The sequence below is a fragment of the Clostridium sp. AF15-41 genome, from assembly GCF_003604095.1.
GTDB lineage: Bacteria > Bacillota > Clostridia > Lachnospirales > Lachnospiraceae > Coprococcus.
Genome location: NZ_QTMQ01000008.1, coordinates 90725 through 115030, shown reverse-complemented (window position 1 = coordinate 115030; position 24306 = coordinate 90725). Strand labels below are relative to the sequence as shown.

Annotated in this window: 19 protein-coding genes; 18 read left to right on the top strand and 1 reads right to left on the bottom strand. The window is 42.6% G+C overall.

What is annotated here, in order from left to right; genetic code table 11:
- Positions 1-16: 16 nt before the first annotated feature.
- The 18 genes from DWW43_RS07475 (at position 17) to DWW43_RS07390 (ending at position 22885) form a co-directional block, all read left to right on the top strand.
- The gene (locus DWW43_RS07475) at positions 17-742 is read left to right on the top strand and encodes a SpoIIIAH-like family protein (RefSeq protein ID WP_119963184.1); all 726 of its coding nucleotides are present in this window, start codon (positions 17-19) and stop codon (positions 740-742) included.
- Positions 743-1430: 688 nt separating this feature from the next.
- Positions 1431-3491 (top strand): Ig-like domain-containing protein, encoded by a 2061-nt coding sequence (locus tag DWW43_RS07470; RefSeq protein ID WP_119963183.1) that lies wholly within the window; start codon positions 1431-1433, stop codon positions 3489-3491.
- 46 nt (positions 3492-3537) lie between these two features.
- Complete coding sequence (locus DWW43_RS07465) at positions 3538-5610, top strand: Ig-like domain-containing protein (RefSeq protein ID WP_119963182.1); 2073 nt, start codon at positions 3538-3540, stop codon at positions 5608-5610.
- A 633-nt stretch (positions 5611-6243) separates the two neighbouring features.
- Positions 6244-8544 carry an Ig-like domain-containing protein gene (locus tag DWW43_RS07460; RefSeq protein WP_165853038.1) on the top strand — a complete coding sequence of 767 codons (2301 nt, stop codon included), beginning with the start codon at positions 6244-6246 and terminating at the stop codon, positions 8542-8544.
- Between the two features lie 669 nt (positions 8545-9213).
- Positions 9214-9600 (top strand): Asp23/Gls24 family envelope stress response protein, encoded by a 387-nt coding sequence (locus DWW43_RS07455; RefSeq protein ID WP_008401476.1) that lies wholly within the window; start codon positions 9214-9216, stop codon positions 9598-9600.
- A gap of 10 nt (positions 9601-9610) precedes the next feature.
- The gene (gene nusB, locus DWW43_RS07450; RefSeq protein WP_021944759.1) at positions 9611-10045 is read left to right on the top strand and encodes a transcription antitermination factor NusB; all 435 of its coding nucleotides are present in this window, start codon (positions 9611-9613) and stop codon (positions 10043-10045) included.
- Between the two features lie 8 nt (positions 10046-10053).
- Positions 10054-11259 (top strand): exodeoxyribonuclease VII large subunit, encoded by a 1206-nt coding sequence (gene xseA, locus DWW43_RS07445; RefSeq protein WP_119963180.1) that lies wholly within the window; start codon positions 10054-10056, stop codon positions 11257-11259.
- 2 nt (positions 11260-11261) lie between these two features.
- Positions 11262-11480: an exodeoxyribonuclease VII small subunit gene (xseB, locus tag DWW43_RS07440; RefSeq protein ID WP_117823484.1), complete on the top strand. Its 219-nt coding sequence runs from the start codon at positions 11262-11264 to the stop codon at positions 11478-11480.
- Positions 11467-12351, top strand: a complete 885-nt coding sequence (locus tag DWW43_RS07435) for a polyprenyl synthetase family protein (RefSeq protein ID WP_243104429.1) — start codon at positions 11467-11469, stop codon at positions 12349-12351. Before xseB ends, DWW43_RS07435 begins: the two co-directional genes overlap by 14 nt.
- A 5-nt stretch (positions 12352-12356) precedes the next feature.
- Positions 12357-14228 (top strand): 1-deoxy-D-xylulose-5-phosphate synthase, encoded by a 1872-nt coding sequence (gene dxs, locus DWW43_RS07430; protein ID WP_119963179.1) that lies wholly within the window; start codon positions 12357-12359, stop codon positions 14226-14228.
- Positions 14229-14230: 2 nt separating this feature from the next.
- Entirely contained in the window at positions 14231-15025 is a 795-nt protein-coding gene (locus tag DWW43_RS07425) for a TlyA family RNA methyltransferase (RefSeq protein ID WP_119963178.1), read from the top strand.
- A 16-nt stretch (positions 15026-15041) separates the two neighbouring features.
- Entirely contained in the window at positions 15042-15890 is an 849-nt protein-coding gene (locus DWW43_RS07420) for an NAD(+)/NADH kinase (RefSeq protein ID WP_243104428.1), read from the top strand.
- A 1-nt stretch (position 15891) separates the two neighbouring features.
- A complete protein-coding gene (argR, locus tag DWW43_RS07415; RefSeq protein ID WP_008401485.1) occupies positions 15892-16335 on the top strand; it encodes an arginine repressor in 444 nt (147 codons plus the stop codon).
- A gap of 38 nt (positions 16336-16373) precedes the next feature.
- Entirely contained in the window at positions 16374-18059 is a 1686-nt protein-coding gene (gene recN, locus DWW43_RS07410; RefSeq protein WP_243104427.1) for a DNA repair protein RecN, read from the top strand.
- Between the two features lie 184 nt (positions 18060-18243).
- Positions 18244-19332: a SpoIVB peptidase S55 domain-containing protein gene (locus DWW43_RS07405; RefSeq protein WP_165853037.1), complete on the top strand. Its 1089-nt coding sequence runs from the start codon at positions 18244-18246 to the stop codon at positions 19330-19332.
- Positions 19333-19436: 104 nt separating this feature from the next.
- Entirely contained in the window at positions 19437-20813 is a 1377-nt protein-coding gene (locus DWW43_RS07400; RefSeq protein ID WP_119963175.1) for a sodium-dependent transporter, read from the top strand.
- 283 nt (positions 20814-21096) lie between these two features.
- Entirely contained in the window at positions 21097-21546 is a 450-nt protein-coding gene (locus tag DWW43_RS07395; protein ID WP_021944748.1) for a MarR family transcriptional regulator, read from the top strand.
- The gene (locus DWW43_RS07390) at positions 21539-22885 is read left to right on the top strand and encodes an MATE family efflux transporter (RefSeq protein ID WP_119963174.1); all 1347 of its coding nucleotides are present in this window, start codon (positions 21539-21541) and stop codon (positions 22883-22885) included. Before DWW43_RS07395 ends, DWW43_RS07390 begins: the two co-directional genes overlap by 8 nt.
- Positions 22886-22911: 26 nt before the next feature.
- Here the strand turns inward: DWW43_RS07390 and DWW43_RS07385 are convergent, their stop codons facing one another.
- The gene (locus DWW43_RS07385; protein WP_119963173.1) at positions 22912-24255 is read right to left on the bottom strand and encodes an MATE family efflux transporter; all 1344 of its coding nucleotides are present in this window, start codon (positions 24253-24255) and stop codon (positions 22912-22914) included.
- Positions 24256-24306: the final 51 nt, after the last annotated feature.

Sequence of the window (24306 nt, the reverse complement as noted above, 5' to 3'; positions counted from 1 at the left end):
AGCATGGAGGATATGGATGAAGAAAAAGATCTTTAAGAAAAACCGTCTGGTGATACTTGCCCTGTCGGTTATGATCGGAGTTGCAGGTTATCTGAATTTCAATGCAGGGAAAAGAGACGACCTGTTGCGCCAAAAGGCAAAGGAGACAAATGCGGATGCCGAAGTTATCAGCTATGACAGCGATAAAGCGGATGCTACGGAAGATGAACTTACAGATCAGGCAGACCAAGAAACGATGGGCATTTCTGACAATACAGAAGTGGGAGAAGCTGCATCGGAGAATACCGATACTACATATCTGGAAAAGGCAGCTCTTGAAGAAAATGTAGAATTGAACAGTGATGAGGAGGATATCGGAGAAGCTGTTCTTACAAGTGCTCAGACCATGAAAAGTAATCTTGCGACTGCAAAACTGAACCGGGAGCAGAGCCGCGCAAGAAGCAAAGAAGCTTTGCTTGCGATCATCAACGATGAAACGATGGACAGTGCAGCAAAAGATGAAGCAGTAAACAGTTATGTAAAACTTACCGATACGATCGAGAAAGAAACAGATGCAGAAACCGTCTTGACAGCCAAAGGCTACACTGACTGCATCGTAACCGTAAATGATGATACCGTCGATGTTACACTTCCTGTTGCAAACCTGTCCGATACCGAACGGGCACAGGTAGAAGACATTGTAACCAGAAAAACTGGCTATGACGTATCCCAGCTTGTAATAACAGTTGCCGAAGATAAGTAGGAATACACCTGCTGGGTTTATGACATAAATATGATGCCCTATATAAATGACTTGCTGCGCTTTCGCATCAAAGCGCATCTGACGACACTATAATAAGAACCGGATACCCCATTGTAAATGACTTGCTGTGCTTTCGATTCGAAGTAAATGCCCTATTCGTAAATACTCCTGTGCAACTCGCCTTCGGCTCAAACAGGCACCCGTATTTACTGGCAATTTACTTCTCCTGTCGAAATGCTCGCAGATGTCATGTTACAAGGGGTATCCGGTTCTTGTTATAGTGCCTGTCTGAAGATATAAAAGATTATAGTGCCTGTTGGAGAAATAATTCAAATACAAATTCCCTCTATAGAATGATCCTTGTGAGGATTTCGATATGAGGTGCACATTGCCAGTAAATACGGGTGCCTGTTTGAGCCGTAGGCGAGTTGGCACAGGAGTATTTACGAATAGGGCATGTGCAGCGAATCGGAACCGCAACAAATCATTTATAGAGGGGATTTGATTTGTATTATCCACCAACAGGCACAATGGAAAAACTGCACAAAAACAACTGGATATTTTGTATAAATAGAATGTGTTACCTTGTTTTTATGTAGGGCGTCAGATATAATTAAGCTATATGTCTATATAGCAGAAAAAGACGTAGAATTACATAAAAAACAAGTTTTTTTACAGGGAGGTATGAATGAAAAACGGAAGAACAACAATGATAAAAAGGTTTTTTGCCTTGGTTCTGGCATTTGCGGTAGCTGTCTCGATCCTGACAGTACCGGTACAGGAATCGTATGCAGCCGGTGGCAAAGTAAAAACGGTGGCAGTCACAAACCTGCCGGCAAAACAGCTTACACTCAAAAAGGGTAAGTCATTTACTCTGAAAACGAAAGTAAGCGTTTCTGGTAAAAAGGTATCAAAAGCAGTTACCTATAAGACCAGTAACAAGAAAGTTGCTACTGTTAATGCAAAGGGTAAGATCACGGCGAAGAAAAAAGGAACCGCTACGATTACCATTTACTCTAAAGCAGATAAGAAAAAGACGTGTAAGATCAAGGTAACAGTCGGAACGCCTGTTACAAAGGTGAAACTGAATAAGACAAAGGCGAATTTAAATGTTGGTAAATCATTGACATTAAAGACAACCCTTTCACCGAAGAAACCAAGCAATAAGGGAATCATTTGGAAAAGTTCAAATACCAAGGTTGCAACGGTTACGAGCAAAGGTGTTGTAAAGGCAAAGAAAGCCGGAACGGTTAAGATCACAGCAACAGCAAAGGACGGCTCCGGTAAGAAAGCCACCTGTAAGATTACAGTGAAGAAAGCAGCTTCGATCATACCGATGCCAACACCGGAAGAACCACTGATCGTTAAGAGCCTGAATATAGCACAGCCGGATATGTTAACCGTTACATTAACAAAGCAGGCAGCACTCACGGCTTCGGACTTTCAGGTATGGGCAAAGAAATATGAAAGTGCAGACTATCTGAAACAGTATACGATCGGACAGATAACAACAACGGATTCGCTTACTTATAAGATTAAGCTTACAGGAGATTCGGTGTTACAGAAAAACTCATATATAAAAGTAGTAGTTCCAAAATTAAATCTGTCAAGAGAATGTATCTATCGGGATGAAACTTATACGATAGAAAAATCAGAAACATATGTATACAAACTTGGAGATTCTGTTGATAAGAGTCAGGCACTTGGAAAGGGCTATTCCAATTGCTCTGTCAGCGGACTGCCGGCAGGGGTTAAATATCAGATCAAGACAGCTGCTGCCACATGTACACTTAAATTTAGCGGTAACGTGACAAAGCAAGGGAAATATACAAGTAAATTAGTCTATGAAGATGAACTTGGTAACAAATTCAGTATGACTATCATCTGGCTGGTTTATGATGGAACGGAATTGCTTGTAAAGGATGCAGAAAAAGTTCTGACAACTGCATGGGGAACTACGCTTCCACAGCTTAAGGTATATGGCGGAAACGGTACTGATACGAGCGATTATACATATGAGATTTTACGAGAAGAAAGTGACAGTGCTGCATTAGCAGTTTCTTCACTTATCAATGGTGGAGCCGGGATACAGGTATCATCCCCAAAACTGTCAGTCGGAACCTACAAGCTTCGTATCCGTGCGACAGATAAGACAGACACTTCTATGACAAGCACAGGAACTCTTACACTAAAAATTATAGAAGGCGGTTATTTACAGGGAAAAGTAAAAGATGCAAATGGCGATCCACTGACCAGTTTTCAATTTACTATGAAGAACCAAAATGAATATGCGGAATATTCGGACGTGGTAAGTGGCAGATGGAATGGTGTCAGTAAGGATGGAGCCATTTTAATGCAGGATCTGGAAGCCGGTACTTATGATGTTACGGTATCCAGTTATAGTGGAACAGTAAGTACTACTGTTTATAATCTGAAGACTCAGAAAGCGGCATATGGAACAGATGATGTGTATCCGGTCTGGTCATTTGATGTCACACTTCCCGTATATAAGGTTAATATAGAGCTGGATCCGGATGCACCGGATGCAGTGAAAAATATAACCAGTTTTGGCAATTGGCAGGATGTTTCAGATGGAAGTTATTATGGATCGACCAAAACCGTTTATCTGGAAAACGGTACTCATCATTTAACCTGTCGAAAGAGTATAAGTGGTGAAATTTATAATTTTTATCTGGATGTGACGGTGGACGGAAGTAATACGACCGCATATGCATATGTCAAGGAATAAGATTCGGATGAGAACAGATAAGGGAATCAACAGAAGGAGAGTATAGATGAAAGAAAGACGATATAATTTGTCTGTGAGAAGATTTCTGGCATGGGTGATAGCGATCGCGGTTGCAGTATCCATTCTGACTGTTCCACAGACAGAGAGCTATGCAGCCGGTGGTAAGATCAAAACCATAGCGGTTACGAATCTGCCGGCAAAGCAGTTAACCTTAAAAAAAGGAAAATCCTTTACCTTAAAGACAAAGGTAACAGCGACAGGAAAGATTTCCAAAAAGGTCGCATATAAATCGAGTAACAAGAAAGTTGCAACTGTAAATGCAAAGGGTAAGATCACGGCAAAGAAGAAGGGAACCGCTACGATCACCGTTTACTCTAAGGCAGATAAGAAAAAGACCTGTAAGATCAAGGTGACAGTCGGAACATCGGTTACAAAGGTGAAGTTAAATAAGACAAAGGCAGACTTAAATGTCGGTAAATCACTGACCTTAAAGACAACCCTTTCACCAAAGAAACCAAGTAATAAGGGAATCATTTGGAAAAGTTCGAATACCAAGGTAGCAACAGTTACGAGCAAAGGTGTCGTAAAGGCAAAGAAAGCGGGAACGGTTACGATCACAGCAACAGCAAAGGATGGTTCCGGTAAGAAAGCAACCTGTAAGATTACTGTAAAGAAAGCGGCGGTGGCTCCGATTGTTCCGGAAGAACCGGTTGTGATCCGGAACGTGAGTATTGTGAATAAAGCAGTACTTCAGGTAACATTAAATAAAGCAAAAATATTACAGACATCGGATTTCGCGGTATCCAGCAAGGTATATGGATATGGAAGCTTTGTAAGAAAATGTGTGATCGATCATCTGGAAACAACAGATAACATTACATATAAGCTTTATCTGGACAAACAGGATATTTTTTATAATGGAGATATTGTTCAGGTATCTGTTCCGGCATTAAACAGTACAAAGGAACTGACATATCGGACAACGCCGACAGAGATAACAACAAGATCAGAAGTACGACGTAAGAAAGGAACAGTGGTAGGTGAAAATTCCTTAGATACTTCAGGAGTTTATGATCCGAATGTACAGGGCTATGCAGTATATACAGTAAGCAATCTTCCAACCGGTCTTTCGTATAAGGTGGTAGATGACGCAGATCAATCCGGTTATCTGCAGTTTTATGGTACCTTAAAAGAGACAGGAATCTGGGAGACAAAGGTTGATGTCGTAGATGAATTTGGAAATAAGATTCATTATATCAAGGTATGGAAAGTATATGATGAAAGGGCAGTCATAGCACAGGATATTACAAAATATGGATGTCTGAGTTTTCCAGCTCCAAACAAACCAAATGGAACTTATACAGTAAAGTATGGAGCACAGATAAGTCCTATTGGTGGTAATGGCAGTTACAAATATGAAGTTGTGTCAAAAGCAGATTGTCTGGATTTGGTGATGTCAACAACCGGAGTACAGTATTGTTCGATTGATACAGATCAGGCTGGTGAATATACCATGAAGATAAAGATCTCTGACAGCAGGGATGCCAGTGTTTTCACATACTGCACAGTGACCTTTGTTATAAAGCCGGGAGTCCTGCTCAGTGTTACAGCTACCGATCTGGATGGAAATAAGATCAAATATACCGGTATAGATACTTATTTGTGCAGACTTAAATCCCAGTGGAAGGATAATTCATACAGTGAGATCAGCTATGCACGAGAGGTCGGGGAGATTAGCGATGGAATGGCAATATACAGCTATGTACCGGAAGGAGTCTATGATATCTCGATTGAGGATGAAAGAGGCGGAACAGGAGCCTATGCAAGTGATTATTTTGTAAGTGCAGCTACGAATGAAGTTACGTTTGCTCTTCCTGTATATCAACAGACCATCGTGTCGGATAATACGGATTTTGCAGATCTTAGCGAAATGGGAGAGTGGAAGGATGAAAATGGAGTTGTACAGGGCAAAGGCAGATACCTCTATCTGGCGGTTGGCAATTATACATTAACCGGTACCGCAGAGAAAGATGGTGTGACTTATCAGGCAACTCTTCAGATATCAGTTACGGATACTACACGGTCTGCAACAGTGACCGCGCATGTAGTGGCGAAATAAAAAAAGAATAATAATCGTAAAAGATTACAATTATAAGACGGGTACCTGTTATAATGACTTAATGCTCATGCCACATTATAATGGGTATTCGTTTTTATTATATAAAAATATAAGCTTAATATTCAGAATTAGCTATTGTACAAAAGTGAATGGATATGCAGGTATGATCTGTCTGGCTGGTGTTTGTATCCTATAACAACATTAGCGAAGCTTCCGTTATGAAATGCACATTGTCAGCACATATGGGTGCATGTTTGAGCCGCAGGCGAGTTTGCACAGGAGTATGTGCGAATAAGACATGTGCACTTCACAGGAAGAGAAACGCGTTGTTATAGGATACAAACACCAGCCGGCAGCCCATAGCTGCATATCCCTCACAAAACTAACGGCTGATTCTGAATTCTCAACATACAACATACACATGATGTATGCAAATTTCTTGCACGAATTAACAATGTGATATATAATGAATATGCTCTTCGAGTTTTATTCGTATACAAAAGGAGCAGTAAATGAGGGTACATATTCATACATAGAAGAATTGATGATCACGTTTATCATATGATATGAGTGATATTGCATTCTCAGCGGATGAAATTGGGAGAAGAATTCAATAAAGGGAGGCTATTTTTTATGAGAAAACAAGTAAAAATGTCAGTATTAAAACGTATTCTGGCAGTTGTAATTGCAGTAGCGGTAGCTGTTTCCATGCTTACAATTCCGGATGCGGAAGTAAGTGCGGCGACCGGTAAAGTAAAATCTGTAGCAGTTACAAACCTGCCGGCAAAACAGCTGACACTCAAAAAGGGTAAGTCATTTACTCTGAAAACGAAAGTAAGCGTTTCTGGTAAAAAGGTATCAAAAGCAGTTACCTATAAGACCAGTAACAAGAAAGTTGCAACTGTAAATGCAAAGGGTAAGATCACAGCTAAGAAAAACGGAAAAGCAGTGATAACTGTTATTTCTAAGGCAAACAAGAAAAAAACAGTTAAGATCAAGGTGACGGTAGGAACGCCGGTAACAAGCATCAAGTTAAGTAAGACAAAGGCAAGCCTGACAGTAGGCAAGACCTTAAAGCTGAAGGCAACAGTTGCTCCTAAAAAAGCCAGCAGCAAGTCAGTTGTATGGAAGACATCAAACAAGAAAATTGCTACTGTATCAGCAAACGGTGTAGTAAAGGGAATCAAAGCAGGTACAGTAAAGATCACAGCACTTGCAAAGGATGGTTCCGGTAAGAAAAAAGTCTGTAAAGTAACAGTAAAGAAGAAACAGGAAGTACCTGCAGTTATTACAGGACTTACTGCTTTGAACGATCATTCTGTTCAGGTATCTATTTCTCCTGCAAAATCACTTAATGTAAATGATTTCGTATTATATACAAAGGAGTATGCAACAGGTGTATACAGAAAACAGTGTGTGATCGACAGCATATCATCTTCAGATGGTGTAAATTACATTTTAACACTGAATGATGAGACAGGTCTGTACGAGGATCATTATGTAAAGGTTGCAATTCCAAAGTATGGTACGGAGAAGGAAGTTTATTATACAAAGGGCGCATTCCAGTATACAGATGAAAGTATCTACAAGGTGGCTGTAGGTACCAAGATGGATTCCAGTTCAGGTGGATACAGATATGATCTGGATGGTTATGGATTTGCAACTGCAACAGTTTCCGGTTTACCGGCCGGTGTAGGATATAAGGTTGTCTATTCAAACAGTTATTCTTATGTTCAGTTCTATGGTTCACCGGTTCAGGCAGGTGTTTATAATGTTACGATCGTAACAGATGATGAATTAGGTAATCGTATGACAGAGACCGTTACATGGCTTGTATATAATGACAGCAGTCTTTATGCAGCCGCAACACCGTCTTACCTGGTGTATGGCTCTGCACAGGGCGTTTATTTCAGTCAGTATGTAACCGCTGCAGGTGGAAGCGGCAGTTATTCTTATGCGTTAACCGGCACAAACTATAATTGTGTGATTGACAGTGACGGAGAATTACATGGAACCCTTCCAATGGCCGGTGATTATGTATTTACTGTTGTCGTAACAGATAAAAATAATCCGGCTCTTCAGACTTCTACACAGGTTGTAGCTCATGTAAAGCAGGGCGTTACAATCGCAGGTATTGTAAAGGATATGAATGGAAATCCAGTTCCATATGCAGATATTTCATTTACAAATCAGAATAAAGCAAGCCGTTATAGTTCAGATATCGGCACATCGGCAAATAGTGAAGGTGCATATTCTATTACATTAGAGCAGGGTACATATGATATTGAAGCTTCTTACAAAGGAACATTGAAGTATCTGTACTCCCAGTCGCTTCAGGCTACCCAGTCAGGTTATGATATCCAGCTTCCGCTTTACAAGGTTATGATTTATTCCAATAATTCAATTGTATCAGATTCTTCATTCGAAACCTGGTATGATGCTACCGGTAAGAGCTGTGGATTCGGAAATACACTTTACCTGAAAAATGGAAATTATGTATTAACAAGCAAGACGAAGAACTCCATATATGACTATACGGCTACAGCATATGTAACAGTTGCAGGAAACAGTACTATGGTAACAGCAAATGTTGTTATTTCCAGTAATATAAGCACAGTCAATACGGGTTCAAATCAGAGCATTACAGTATCTCCGGTCAGTCCTGCGATTCTTAAATTTACACCTACAACAAGCGGATATTATGAATTCTATGTGCCAAGTGTAAGCGGACTGGATAAGAGTATAGATGTATATGAATACTCAGATCCGGATAGTTCGAATGATAGATATGACTGGTTTGATTCAAGTTCCAGTGCGTCAATTACTGCATATATGTATGCGGGTCATACTTACTATTATAAGTTATCAAAAGAAAGTGGAAATGTTGCAAATGTAATATTCAATTTAACTTATGACAGTGACTATGAAGATTAAATGAACAGATGATTTATTTAAAAGTGAAATATTGATATTATTAATATAAAGCTTTTCAGGCAGGGTGCATAACATCCTGCCTGTTTTGTACAACTAAACAGCAAGGGTGTCTGTTACAAGATGTATTTTATTATGTAAAAATATGTATTATCGTCAGAAATGAAGATATCGCAACGGATATACATTTTAATTATATTATGCCAAAATATAAATAAACATCACCAACAATGCAGATACTATGTTGGAAACTATAAATTAGTATAAAGTCATAAGATATTCAAAGAATATGAACAAATTCAGAATTAGCTATTGTACAAAGTGAATGGATATGCAGGTATGATCTGTCTGGCTGGTGCTTGTATCATATAACAACATTAGCGAAGCTTCCATTATGAAGTGCACATTGTCAGCACATACGGGTGCATGTTTGAGCCGCAGGCGAGTTTGCACAGGAGTATGTGCGGATAAGACATGTGCACTTCATAGGAAGAGAAGCGCGTTGTTATATGATACAAGCACCAGCGGACACAACATACCTGCATATCCCTCACAAAACTAATGGCTAATTCTGAATTTTCCCCGCCAATTCCGGGTGTTGAATGTTTTTTATAATTGCGGTATAATATTGAATCAATATGTACAAATACAGGAAGTCTGGAGGTATACAGAATGAGTGAAGAAAATACAAGCACGTATGAAAATATAGAAGAAGAAAATTCCATCGGTCATGTACAGATCGCAGGCGAGGTAATCGCGATCATTGCAGGTCTGGCAGCAACCGAGGTAGACGGCGTATCAAGACTTGCCGGCTCACTATCAAATGAACTCGCAAGCCGTCTGGGCAAGAAGAATCCGGCAAAGGGCGTGAAAGTAGAATTATTGCCGGGCGAAGTAAAGGTAGATCTGGCAATTGACGTATTATATGAGTACAGCATTCCAACTGTGACAACACAGGTTCAGGATAAAGTAAAGCAGGCGATCGAGACTATGACAGGTCTTAATGTAACCAAGGTAAATATACGTGTAGCCGGCGTTCGCATGGCAGACGCAAACTAGAGAGGAACATATGACAAGACGAGAGATAAGAGAAACCGTATTTAAAATTTTATTCAGTCTGGAATTCAATGACATTTCAGAGATCAGAGAAGAAGCAGAACTCGAACTGGAGCATGCCAGCCTTTATGATGAAGACGATAACAAGATGGATGCAGTAGCCATGACAGAGGAAGAAAAAGCCTATGTTATAGATCGAGTAGAGGCAGTCGTAGCCCATATTACAGAGATCGATGAAACGATCAGTGGTATTTCCCAGGGATGGAAGCTTGGCAGAATCGGAAAAGCAGAGCTTGCTATCTTAAGACTGGCTGTATATGAGATCAAGTTTGATGAAGATATTCCTGTAAAGGTAGCGATCAATGAAGCAGTAGAGCTTGCAAAGACATACTGCGATGTAGAAGCAAAGAGCTTCATTAATGCACTTCTTGCAAAGCTTGCAGATTAGGTGAGAATATGGCAAAGAAAAGCTATACCGTCGGACAGGTAAATGGATATATCAAGAATCTGATCAGCAGTGATTATCTGCTTGGTGATATTTATGTGAAGGGAGAAGTCTCTAACTGCAAATATCACAGTTCCGGGCATATCTATTTTTCATTGAAGGATGAGACCGGTTCGATCATGGCTGTTATGTTTAAAAGTTATGCATATTCCGGTCTTGATTTCAAACTGGAAAATGGGCAGCAGGTAGTCTGCCACGGAAGTGTGAATATCTACGAACGGGATGGCAGATATCAGTTATATGTAAAAGAGATCAAGCTGGATGGGATTGGAAATCTCTATGAGCGGTATGAACAGTTGAAACAGAAGCTGTATGAACAGGGACTGTTTGAATTTGATATCAAGAAGCCGATACCGGCATATCCGAAGCGGGTAGGTATCGTGACAGCACAGACAGGTGCGGCGATCCAGGATATCAGAAACATCGCAAAGAGAAGAAATCCATATGTCCAGCTTATCCTGTATCCGGCAAAGGTACAGGGAGATGGGGCAGCAGAAGATATCGCGCATGGAATCGAAGTGTTGGATAACATGGGCGTAGATACGATCATTATCGGTCGCGGCGGCGGCTCGATCGAAGACCTCTGGGCGTTTAATGAGGAGGTTGTTGCATGGGCAATCTATCATGCAAAGACGCCGATCATTTCCGGTACAGGTCATGAGATTGATAATACGATCGCTGATTATGCGGCGGATCTTCGAGCACCGACACCATCAGCCGCCTGTGAGCAGGCAATCCCGGATGTGATGTCTACAGTCCATCAGGTCATAAATCAGGGCAGACAGATGGACTATCTGATGAAGCGAAGACTTGCAGCATATCAGGAGAAGCTGCAGGCTGCAGAAAGGCATCTTCGTATCCTGAATCCGAAGCAGAGGCTTGCACAGCAGCAGATCTATCTGGATGATCTGTCAGATCGTTTAAACCGTGCTATGAAGAACAAATACGACAGATACGAACACCGGGTGATGCTTCTTGCAGAACGACTGCATGGTCTGTCACCATCGGCGAAGCTTGTAAATGGATTTGGATACATCGAAAAGATCGGAACACCGGTAACAACGATTAAAGAGATAGAAAAAGGTGACCACATTACCATCCGTGTTCATGATGGTTTGATCGAGACAAGAGTAACGGATGTAAAAGGGGAAGATTAGAAATGGCAGAGAAGATGGAAAAGGAGGATTTCTCGATCGAGGAATCCCTGAAGAAAATAGAAGCGATTACGGCTGTCTTAGAGAATCCTGCGACATCGTTAAAGGATAGTCTGGCAGCCTATGCCGAGGGCGTACAGCTTGTTCAGGCATGTAAGGATAATTTGTGTGATGTAGAAAAAGAAATGATCGTATTAAGTGGAGAAAACAGTGGAAAAGAATAAATTAGAACTTCGTACAAAAGAAGTACAGGATATTATATACACATATGCACCGGCAGAAGAAGGGTTTCAGAAAACTATCTTTACGGCAATGAACTATTCCTTTCAGGCAGGAGGAAAGAGACTCCGTCCGTTATTAATGCAGGAAACCTATCGTTTATTTGGCGGAACAGGAAAAGTTGTAGAGCCTTTCATGGCAGCAATCGAGATGATACATACCTATTCCCTGATCCATGATGATCTGCCGGCATTGGATAATGATGAGTACCGCAGAGGCAGAAAGACTTCTCATGTGGTATTCGGTGAGGCAATGGCTATCCTTGCTGGTGATGCGCTTTTAAATTATGCATTTGAGACAGCCTGTAAGGCATTTGAACTGGAACCGGGGAATCAGACTGTTGCCAGGGCATTCATGATCCTTGCAAAAAAAGCAGGTGTAAACGGAATGATCGGTGGCCAGGTTGTAGATGTAGAGATGACAGGGAAGCAGATGAGTGGTGATCAGCTTCATTTTGTATATGAGAATAAAACGGGTGCGTTGATCGAGGCATCGATGATGATCGGTGCAGTACTTGCCGGAGCAACGGAAGACGAATTGAAGCAGGTCGAGATGATCGCATCGGATATCGGACTGGCATTCCAGATCCAGGATGATCTTCTGGATATTCTGGGTGACAGCGCAGTTCTTGGAAAACCTGTCTGCTCAGATGAAGAAAATGGTAAAGTAACCTATGTCACGGTCCACGGACTTGAGGAGTCCAAGAAGGATGTCGCGGAGATATCCAGGCGTGCAGTTACAAGGCTGGATCAGCTTCCGTATAAGAACGAATTTCTGGATGAATTGATTCTGGAACTGGTCAACAGAAAGAAATAACAGAGATGAAAGATATGAGTATACTGGATCGAATACAAGAACCAAATGACATAAAGAAAATAGATGAGAAAGATCTGCCGGAGCTGGCACAGGATATCCGAGAGTTTCTGATTGCAAATGTCAGCGAGACGGGTGGGCATCTGGCGTCAAACCTTGGGTGCGTGGAACTTACGATCGCACTTCATCGTGCGATGGATTTCCCGGCTGATAAGCTGGTATGGGATGTAGGACATCAGTCCTATGTGCATAAGATCCTGACCGGACGAAAAGATCAGATGACAACGTTACGGAAGTTTGGCGGTTTAAGCGGATTTCCCAAGACCAGTGAGAGTGATTGTGATGCTTTTAATACAGGACACAGTTCGACCGCGATGTCGGCGGCACTTGGTATGGCATGCGCAAGAGGGATCAAAGGAACAAAGGAGAAGATTGCAGCCGTTGTCGGTGATGGTTCCTTCACCGGTGGTATGGTCTATGAAGCGCTAAATAACATGGCAGAGGTCAAGACCGGATGTCTGGTCGTGCTGAATGACAATGAGATGTCGATCGATCACAATGTAGGAGGAATGTCAAGCTATCTGAGTAAGCTTCGTGTCGGTCAGCCATATAATGATTTGAAAAACGGAATCGAGAAAGCATTGATGCATATACCGGTAGCAGGCGAGAAGCTTGCCAAAGGACTGAAGCGGTCAAAGGACTCCCTGAAGCAGATGTTTGTTCCGGGAATGTTCTTTGAGGAGCTGGGCGTTACCTATATCGGACCGATCGATGGACACAATATAAGATTGATGGAAGAAACCTTTAAACGTGCATTTAAGTTAAATAAACCGATTCTGGTTCATGTGAAAACGATCAAGGGAAAAGGGTATAAATATGCGGAGAAGCATCCATGCTACTTCCATGGGATCAGTTCTTTTGATGTTGAAACCGGTAAAGTTAAAAATGTTGAAAAAGGTTTATCCTATACAGGTGTATTTGCGAGAAAACTGGTAGAACTTGGAACAGAAAATAATCGGATCGTTGCAATCACAGCGGCGATGAGCAAGGGAACCGGAGTCAATAAATTTGCAGAGAAATTCCCGGATCGGACCTTTGATGTGGGAATTGCAGAAGAACATGCGGTTACATTTGCGGCAGGACTTGCTGCGGAAGGAATGATCCCTGTGGTAGCGGTATATTCTTCCTTCTTACAGCGGGCTTATGATCAGATCCTGCATGATGTCTGTATGCAGAATCTGCATGTTATATTTGCAATCGACCGGTCAGGGCTGGTCGGGGCAGACGGTGAGACACATCAGGGAATCTTTGATACGGCATTTTTATCGCATATTCCGAATCTGGTCATTATGGCTCCGAAGAACCGCTATGAGCTCACTAGAGCGATGGAATGGGCAGTAGCCTATGATGGACCGGTAGCGATCAAATACGCCAGAGGACAGGCATATTATGGCTTAAAAGATTATAATGAGCCGGTCGAATACGGAAAGAGTGAGATCCTCCGTGAGGGAAGTGAGATCGCATTAGTAGCGGTTGGAAATATGGTGGAAGAAACCGAGAAATTATATAACCGGTTCTTACAGGAAGGCAGACAGGTGACCTTTGTCAATGCAAGGTTTATCAAGCCGTTAGATAAAGAGATGATCGACCGTCTGGCAGAGACACATAAGCTGATCGTGACGATCGAGGAAGGTATCCTGCATGGCGGTTATGGTGCTTTGGTTGAGGAATATCTGGAATCAAAGGCGAGTGATGTGAAGGTGCTTCCGATCGCGATCGAAGATACCTTTGTCCGTCACGGAAGTGTAGAAGAACTGAGAAAGATGTTAAAGATAGATGCTGAATCCATATATGACCGGATTCAGAATGTGATGGAGTAGAGATGAAAGAACGACTGGATGTAATGATGGTAAATCGTGGGCTTGCAGAGTCCAGAGAAAAAGCAAAGGCGATCATTATGTCGGGCATTGTCTATGTGGATAACATAAAGGAAGACAAGGCCGGATCGACATTTGATGAGAAAGCCCGGATAGAAGTAAGAGGAAATACATTAAAATATGTGAGCCGTGGGGGTTTAAAGCTTGAAAAGGCAATGGACTGCTTCGGAGTAAGTCTTGCGGGAAAAGTGGCAATGGATGTCGGATCTTCAACCGGTGGATTTACAGACTGTATGCTGCAAAATGGTGCGGTCAAGGTGTACTCGGTGGATGTCGGACACGGACAGCTTGCATGGAAGCTTCGAAACGATGAGCGGGTTGTCTGTATGGAGAAAACAAATATCCGTTATGTGACACCGGATGATATCGAAGACAGGATTGAATTTGCATCGATCGACGTATCCTTTATCTCTTTGACAAAGGTGCTTCCTCCGGTAAAAGAGCTTCTGACGGACGACGGAGAGATCGTGTGTCTGATCAAGCCACAGTTTGAAGCTGGCAGAGAAAAGGTCGGTAAAAAAGGCGTTGTCAGAGATCAGAAGGTGCATGTGGAAGTGGTTGAGATGATCGTTGACTTCGCAAGACAGATCGGATTCAGGACACTTGACTTAAGCTATTCTCCGATCAAGGGACCGGAAGGAAATATCGAGTATCTTTTGTACATAACAAAGGATCAGACAAAGGAAAATAAAGAATTTGATATAAAGGCTATGGTGGAAGAGTCACACAGAAGCCTGTAAGAGGAGTATAGATCCGATGAATCGTTTTATGATCGTGGTGAATCCCGATAAGGACACCGATTCGACAGTTACAAACAGAATACAGAGTTATCTGGAAGCACATGGAGCAGTTTGTATGGTGAGGGATGTATTCCGGCTGGAGCCTTCGGACTGGGAGACTTTAAAGAAAGAGCAGTTTGACTGTGTACTGGTTCTCGGTGGTGATGGAACACTGTTATGCATGGCAGGTGAGACGGAAGATATCGATATACCGTTATTTGGAATTAATCTGGGTACAGTAGGCTTCCTGACAGAAGGGGAGGTTGCTAATATCGAAGAGATACTGGATCGGCTGCTGACAGATGATTTTGCGATCGAAGAACGAATGATGGTTACAGGTACGGTGACAAAAGCAGATGGCACAACGTATCGCAAGAGTGCCTTAAATGATATCGTGATCAGTCGTGCAGGATTTTCCAGACTGATAGGGCTTAATGTGTCTGTTGATGGACAGGTGCTTGATACATATGAGGCAGATGGTGTTGTGATATCGACACCGACAGGCTCTACCGGCTATAATCTGTCAGCGGGGGGACCAATCGTCAGCCCGGATGCAGAGTTGTTAGTGATCACGCCGGTATCGCCGCATTCGCTGACTGCAAAGAGTATCGTATTATCCAGCAAAGAGAGGATCACGATAGAGATCACCAAGAAGCGTAAGACACAGGATACAGAGGCAATCTGTTCCTTTGATGGTGGTAATGATGTGGAATTATCCGTTGGTGACCGGGTGGATATCCGCAAGTCTGAGAAGATAACCAGACTGATCAAGGCAAGTAATGTAAATTTTTATGAAATACTTAGAAATAAATTAGGAGGAAACTGAGATGAAATATCAAAGACAGGCAAAGATATTGGAGCTTGTTGAAAAATATGATATTGAAACACAGGATGATCTTCTGGAGAAGCTGAAGGAAGAAGGATTTCAGGCAACACAGGCAACCGTTTCCAGAGATATTCGGGAAATGAATCTGACCAAGGTATCCGTACCGGGAGCCAGACAGAAATATGCCGTAGAGAAGAACAATCGTTATGAGACACTGGATTCCTATAAGAAGGTTCTGAGCACAGGAATTATTTCTGTAGATGCGGCAGAGAACCTGATCGTGATCAAGACAATCTCTGGTGTTGCCATGGCTGTAGCGGCAGCGCTGGATCATATGGATATTGATGGGCTGATGGGCTGTATTGCGGGAGATGATACGATCTTCCTTGCTGTGAAGGATAAGAGCCTGACGATGTCGATCAAGGCGCAGATTGAAAAGATGTAAATTCTGTTATTTTGTGCATGGAATATACAGGAGGACATATGCTTTTAAATGTACACATAAAAAATATCGCATTGATTGAAGATGCAAATATCAATTTTACAGATGGACTGAATATCTTAACCGGTGAGACCGGTGCAGGTAAGTCTATTATCATGGGAGCTTTAAAGATTGGTATGGGAGGCAAGCTCCCAAAAGATATGCTGAGAGATCCGGAAAAAGAAGGCTTCTGTCAGTTATTATTTTTTATTGATGATGAATCATTGTTTGAGCAGCTGCAGGAGCTTGACGTTACACCATCAGAGGATGGAGAGATCATCATAACCAGACGAATAGTAAATGGCAGAACCATGAATACTATTAATGACCGGACAGTAACAGCGGCAAAGTTAAAAGATGTTTCGGCACTTCTTGTGGATATGCATGCACAGCATGAGCAGCAGATCCTGTTGAAGAAGGCAGAGCATTTGAATATTCTGGATAAATTTGCAAAAAGACCGCTTGCATCATTAAAACAGAAATATGAAGACTGCTATAAAACATTTGAAGATCTTCGAAAAGAACTGGAAGAAGGACAGATGGATGAGGGCGAGCGGAAACGGAAGCTGGAATATATCCAGTTTGAAGCAGGAGAGATTGAAGGTGCCAGGCTGGTTCCGGGAGAAGATGAAGAACTGGAAAAACAGTATCGTAAGATGGTGAATGCCAAGGATATCGTGGAAGCAGTTTCTGAGGTTTATTCGATCACAGGGTATAATCGGAACGCATCTGCCGGAAATGAGATTGGACGTGCGCTTGCAAGCTTAAAAGCGGTAAAAGGTCTGGACGAGGAGATGGAGAGCATCTTCAGTGAGCTTACCAATATTGATTCGTTGTTAAATGATTTTAATGTATCGGTCAGTGATTATATGCAGAGTATGGAATTCGATGAGTCTGAATTCCATGAGGTTGAAGACCGGTTGAATACCATTAATAATTTAAAAGGAAAATACGGCAGAACGACAGACGATGTGCTTGCCTATCTGGAGCAGTTGAAGCAGGATGAAGCAAAGCTTGTGCAGTATGAGGAATATGCGGGAGAATTGCAGCAGAAAGTAGAATCAGCAAAAAAAGAACTGGATCAGGCAGCGGAAGCTTTAAGTGCAGAACGAAAGATTCAGGCAAAAGAATTATGTAAGCGGGTATCAGAGGCGCTGGAGGATCTGAGCTTTAATCAGATCCGGTTCGATATGCATTTTGACCGTCTGGCGCATCCGGGCATCTCCGGTATCGATGATTGTTACTTTGTTGTATCGACAAATGTCGGAGAAAAGGAACGTCCGCTTTATGAGGTTGCATCCGGCGGTGAGCTATCGAGGATCATGCTTGCGATCAAATCCTGCATGGCATCGGAAGATAACATTGATACTCTGATATTTGATGAGATTGATGTTGGTATCAGCGGCAGAGCAGCATCAAGTGTGGCAGCAAAGCTTGCGGTTATATCAAAAGCGCATCAGGTGATCAGTATTACGCATCTGCCACAGATCGCGGCAATGGCGGACAGCCATTACAGAATTGAAAAAGTGGTAAAGAATGGCAAGACGATCACGCAGATCTCCAAGTTAGACCGGGAAGAATCTGTGCTTGAGATTGCCAGACTGCTTGGCGGTGCAGAGATCACAAATGCCGCGGTTGAAAATGCCAGGGATATGAAAGAACTGGCAGACAAAGCAAAAATACACTAATTAAAAACAGAACAAAAAAACCAATACTAAGAGTAGCAATAAAACAATTGCTGCTCTTTTTTTACGCGGACAACGAGCCAAAGTCTGTGCTTGCACAAGACCTTGGCGACTGTCGCGATAACCATAAGAAACCGGAGGCATGTTTCTTATGGTCTATGCAGCATTTACAGAAAGGAGTATTGGGATGGAAGAAGGAACAAAGACGTCGAACCGTTACCGTTCGCTGCTGATCGGATTTTTGATCTTGGATCTGATCGCATTTACACTGTTGGCAATCGCTTATTTCTGGAATGGAGATATCGGAGATCAGGAGATCAAGTATGAAGATGCGGAGCTTGTATTCGATGATCTGTCCGGACAGAAAGTAATACCGTCCGGCGAGCCGGTCGGGATCTATCTGAAAACAGATGGCGTTATGGTCGTAGATTGTGGCGAGGTGGAAACTGCACAGGGAGAGATCTGCTCTCCCTGTAACGGCCTGCTTCAGACAGGAGATTACATCACAGCTGTAAATGAAACAGCCATATCAACAAAAAAGGAACTGATGCAGGCTTTATCCGGGAATAATACCGGAACTGTGAGACTTACATTTCTGCGGGACGGAAAGTCACAGGTAGCAGAGGTTACACCTGTGAAAACAAATAAGAATGCTTATATGTTAGGACTGTGGGTGAAGGATGACATATCGGGTATCGGAACAGTGACCTTCCTATGTGGCAATCAGTTTATGGCACTTGGACACAGCGTATCGGATAATGATACCGGGCTTAAGATCAGCAGCACCGGTGGGGGTATCTATACTACACATATAACGAAGATCAACCGATCTTTTGTATCGATGCCGGGGCAGCTTCAGGGAACGATCCTTTACAAGAAGGATCTGATCGGAATTGTAGAAGGTAATTATGATAACGGAATCGGCGGATATCTCGATGAAGAATATGTGGCGAAGCATTACAAAGCTGCAGAAGCCATGTATATCGCAGATCCTGGTGAAGTTCAGACCGGAGAGGCATATATTTATTCCAGATTGGATGGGAATCTGAAAAAATACAAGATCAACATTCTGGCGGTTCATACCGATACTGCCAATAAAAATATGGAATTTAAGGTAGAGGACGAGGATCTGATCGCACTTACCGGCGGCGTCTGTCAGGGCATGAGCGGAAGCCCAATCGTACAGAATGGCAAGCTGATCGGTGCGGTCACACATGTGCTTGTGGATGATCCGACGGAAGGGTATGCTGTATTTATTGAAAATATGATAAAGTAGTGACTTAATTGATCATTCATGTTAGAATCGAAGCTGTACACTGTAAAAAGAAAAAGAGAAGGGATATTTTGCTTCAGGGTACATGGAGCAGAAGTTAGAGTACGATGGATATACAAAACAATAACAACAGAAGTTCATTTTCGGGGAAGATAGGATATGTGCTGTCGGCGGCAGGAGCGTCGGTCGGTCTTGGAAATATATGGCGGTTCCCGTATCTGGCAGCAAAGTACGGAGGAGGAATCTTTCTTCTGATCTATATTCTGCTGGCACTCACATTTGGATATACGATGATCGTTGCTGAGTCTGCGATCGGTCGTATGACAAGAAAGAGTCCGGTCGGAGCGTTTCGGTCATTTGGTAAGAAGAAATGGTTGTCCTTTGGCGGTTGGATCAATGCGATCATACCGGTGCTGATCGTACCATATTATTCGGTGATCGGTGGCTGGGTTATCAAATATCTGGTGGAATATGTCAAAGGAAATGGAAAGAATCTGGCAAAGGATGGATATTTTACAGACTTTATCTCGAATGGCATTTCGACAGAGCTTTGTTTCATCGTATTCTGTCTGTTTACGCTTGGGATCATCTTTGCAGGTGTTCAGAATGGTATTGAACGTGTATCAAAGATCATGATGCCGGTACTGATCGTATTATCGATCCTTATTGCTGTATATTCAGTGACAAGACCGGGGGCATTAAAGGGCGTGAAGTATTTTCTTGTTCCGAATTTTGATAATTTCTCATGGATGACTGTGGTAGCGGCGATGGGGCAGATGTTTTATTCCCTGTCGATCGCAATGGGTATTCTGATCACATTTGGTTCTTATATGAAAAAGGATACGGCGATCGAGGATGCTACAAGGAATGTTGAGGTGTTTGATACGGCGATTGCGATCATGGCAGGACTTATGATCATTCCTGCGGTATTCGCATTTTCAGGCGGTAATCCTGACACTTTACAGGCAGGTCCTTCATTGATGTTTATAACGATCCCTAAGGTATTTCAGAATATGGGACTTGGAACAATAGTCGGTATTCTGTTCTTCCTGTTGGTTTTATTTGCAGCAGTAACCAGCTCAATCGCACTGACTGAGAGTGCAGTATCCACATTTGAGGATGAGATCGGTTGGAGCAGAAAGAAAGCAATTGTTTTCGTAGGTGTGATCATGCTGATCCTTGGAAGTCTGTCATCACTTGGATATGGACCGCTCGCCTGTGTAAAGATTATCGGTATGCAGTTCTTAGACCTGTTTGATTTCCTGACGAATTCGGTTATGATGCCGATCGCAGCACTTATGACCTGCTTACTGGTTTCAAGAGTTGTGGGAATCAATAAGATAGAAGAAGAGATTCGTCATGGCGAGGGTGCATTCCGCAGAAAGAAGATCTTTGTTGTGATGATCAAATACATATGTCCGGTCTTTGCCCTGATCATTCTTGCAAGCTCGGTTGCAAATGCACTTGGCTGGATCTCGATGTAGGATAAAAAGCAAAACTTCATTTAAAAATATAAATAAAATCTCCCCATTGTCTGTATTATGACCGCAGTTGTTGACTGTGGAAAATATATCGCAGTCAAAGGGAGATTTTTTGTTTTCAAGAATTTTGTATTGACATTTTATGTACACACCCATATAATTACCTATGGTAATTAACAAAGGTAATTATCAAATGAAAGTAAATTTATATCATTATTTGCAGGGAAAGAGCAGTTTTTATGAGAGATTTTTTCAACAAATTAAGATCAGAAGGGAGTATCAGAGCATGAATGCAGATAAGATCAAACGGATGTTAGATGCCTGTTATCTGGCAAAACGTATCCGGGAATTGCTTCCGGAGCTGCCAGAGGGTGTTACACCAGCATATATTCAGTACATGGATGTCATACATATCATTAAGGAGCAGCAGGAGCATGTAAAGATTTCCGATATCAGTGACTATCTGAAGCTGCCAAGACCGGGCGTGACAAGGACGGTAAAAGAGATGGAAAGCAAAGGGTATCTCAGCAAATATGCTTCAGAGGAGGACGGCAGGATCACTTATATTCAGATCACAGAGAAAGGTGAATTGCTGTCAGATAAATATGATAAGAATTATTACAGTCGTTTAGTTCGATATATGGATGACATTTCAGATGATGAAGCGGACTGTATGATCGATACGATCAGTAAATTCTATAAGGTCATGAGTGAGAGGAGGGTTACCATTGAATAGTTCAAAGTCAGATTTTACACAGGGAAGTATACTTGGGAAGTTAATTCCGTTTATGATGCCGGTGCTTGGTGCACTTGTATTACAGGCGGCATATGGAGCAGTTGACCTTCTGGTGGTTGGACGATTTGGCAGTACCTCCGGTCTGTCTGCGGTATCGACCGGAAGTCAGGTTTTAAATCTGGTTACATTTGTGATTACACAGCTTGCTATGGGAATTACAGTATTGATTGCGAGATATATCGGTGAGAAGAAGCCGGAACAGATCGGAGCATTGATCGGTGGATCTGCCGTCGTATTTGCGGTGATCTCAGCCGTGCTGTTTGTTGTGATGATTGCCTTTTCGCGGCCAATCGCGATACTGATGCAGGCGCCGGAAAAGGCAGTAGGACTTACCGCAAGTTATGTCCGTATCTGTGGAGCAGGCATTTTCTTTATTGTTGCATATAACCTGTTGGCGGCGATATTTCGTGGACTCGGAGACAGTAAATCCCCATTGATCTTTGTGGCAGTTGCCTGTGTGGTAAATGTCATTGGGGATCTGATCCTGGTAGCAGGCTGTCATATGGATGCGACAGGAGCTGCGATCGCAACTGTAGCAGCACAGGCAGTGAGCGTGGTATTTGCAATCTGTCTGCTTATAAAGAAGCAGCTTTCATTTACGATCACGAAGGCAGATTTCAGATTGAATGAGCATTGCAGAAAAGTACTGAAAACAGGACTGCCACTGGCACTTCAGGAGTGCCTGACCCAGGGATCCTTTCTAGCATTATGTGCGTTCGTGAATCGTCTGGGACTGGAAGCATCATCGGGTTATGGTGTAGCCTGTAAGGTTGTAAATTTTGCCATGCTGATACCAAGCTCCCTGATGCAGTCGATGGCATCCTTTGTTTCGCAGAATGTGGGAGCCGGAAATGAGAAGCGGGCGAAGAAAGCAATGTATTCCGGAATCGGTGTTGGCCTTGTGATCGGATGTATCGTATTTATCTTTGTAATGTTTAAAGGAAATCTTCTGACAGGAATCTTTACAACTGATAGAATCGTTGTTCAGAAAGGATATGATTATCTGCGGGGCTTCGCATTGGAGACCATCGTAACAGCGGTGTTGTTTAGCATGATCGGATATTTCAATGGACATGACAAGACGCTGTGGGTTATGATACAGGGATTGATCCAGACCCTGCTTGTCCGCCTGCCGCTGGCCTATTATATGAGTATCCAGCCGGATGCCAGCCTGACGAAGATCGGACTTGCAGCACCGGTTGCAACGATATTTGGTATTGTGATCAATATCATCTTCTATATTCATATGAATAAGAAGATGAGAGACAAGTCGCTTTAAAGCTGCTAAAAGAAGTTATAGCTTCTCTATGTTTCAAATGCATTTTTAAAATCCCGTTTCTGTTCACCGCGGTAAAAGAGGACGGAGACTGCAGTTCCGCAGCACCAGCCGACCGGCCAGGAGCACCAGATACCGACAGAACCGAACATCTTTGAAAAGATGATGGATAAGATTACTCGAAGAATCAGATCGGTAAAGGCGGAGATCATGAATTTGTTCATGATACCTGCGCCACGCAGGATTCCGTCTGCCATTAATTTGATGGAAACGATGAAATAAAATGGTGCAAGGATACACAGGAAAACGATACCTGTCTTGATCGCAGTTGCAGTCGGATTGTCAAGAAAGAGCAGTAACAGCCATCTTCCGCAGGTGAAGTACAACAGCGCAAACGGAATACATAACAGCCAGACCAGTTTTAAGGAAGCTTTGAAACCGGAACGGATACGGTCAATTTTACCCGCACCGATATTCTGGGCGGTATAGTTTGATATACCGTTTCCCAGTGTGGTAAGAGAGGTAATGACCAGATTGTTCAGCTTGACAGCCGCAGAATATCCGGCGATAACGCTGGTTCCGAAGTCGTTGATAACGCTCTGGATGATAATATTTCCGATGGATATAAAACTCTGCTGTAAGGTGCTTGGGATAGCAACGACCAAGATCTGTTTTAAGATGCTGCCATCAAAGAACCGGAACCGGCCTTCTGTCTTGATACCGGTAAGACGGCGAATCACAACAGTGACAGCCAGAACGGCACTGACACCCTGACAGAGGAAGGTTGCCCAGGCAACACCTGCGATTCCCATCTGAAAGGATTTTACAAATAAGATATCGACAAATATATTGGAAACGGATGATATTGCAAGGAAGATGAACGGAGTTCTGGAATCACCGAGAGCGGAGAAGATTCCGGTTGCAATGTTGTAAAAGAACATAAATGGAAGACCATAGATATAGATGTTCAGATACAGCAGGGAAGCATCCATGATATCGCCCGGAGTGTGAATCAGAGCAAGCAGCTCCCGGCTGGTGAGCAGACCGGCGATCACCATAACAGCCAGTAAAACAGCCGTAAAGATAAAGGTGGTCGATACAGCCGTCTTCATATTCCGATATTCTTTTGCTCCAAATAATCTGGATACGATAACCGAGCATCCCATATTGCATCCAAATGCAAATGCGATAAAGATCAATGTGATCTCGTAACTGTTGCCAACAGCGGCAAGAGCACTTTCATTGATAAATTTTCCGGCAACCAGACTGTCGGCAATGTTATAGAGCTGCTGAAAGATCACACTTCCAAAGAGTGGCAGACAGAAACGCCACAGCACAGATTCCGGTTTCCCTACGGTCAGATCCTTGTTCATTTTTATTCGTCCTCATTTCTTTTTTTATGACATGATGAATTATAGAACGAT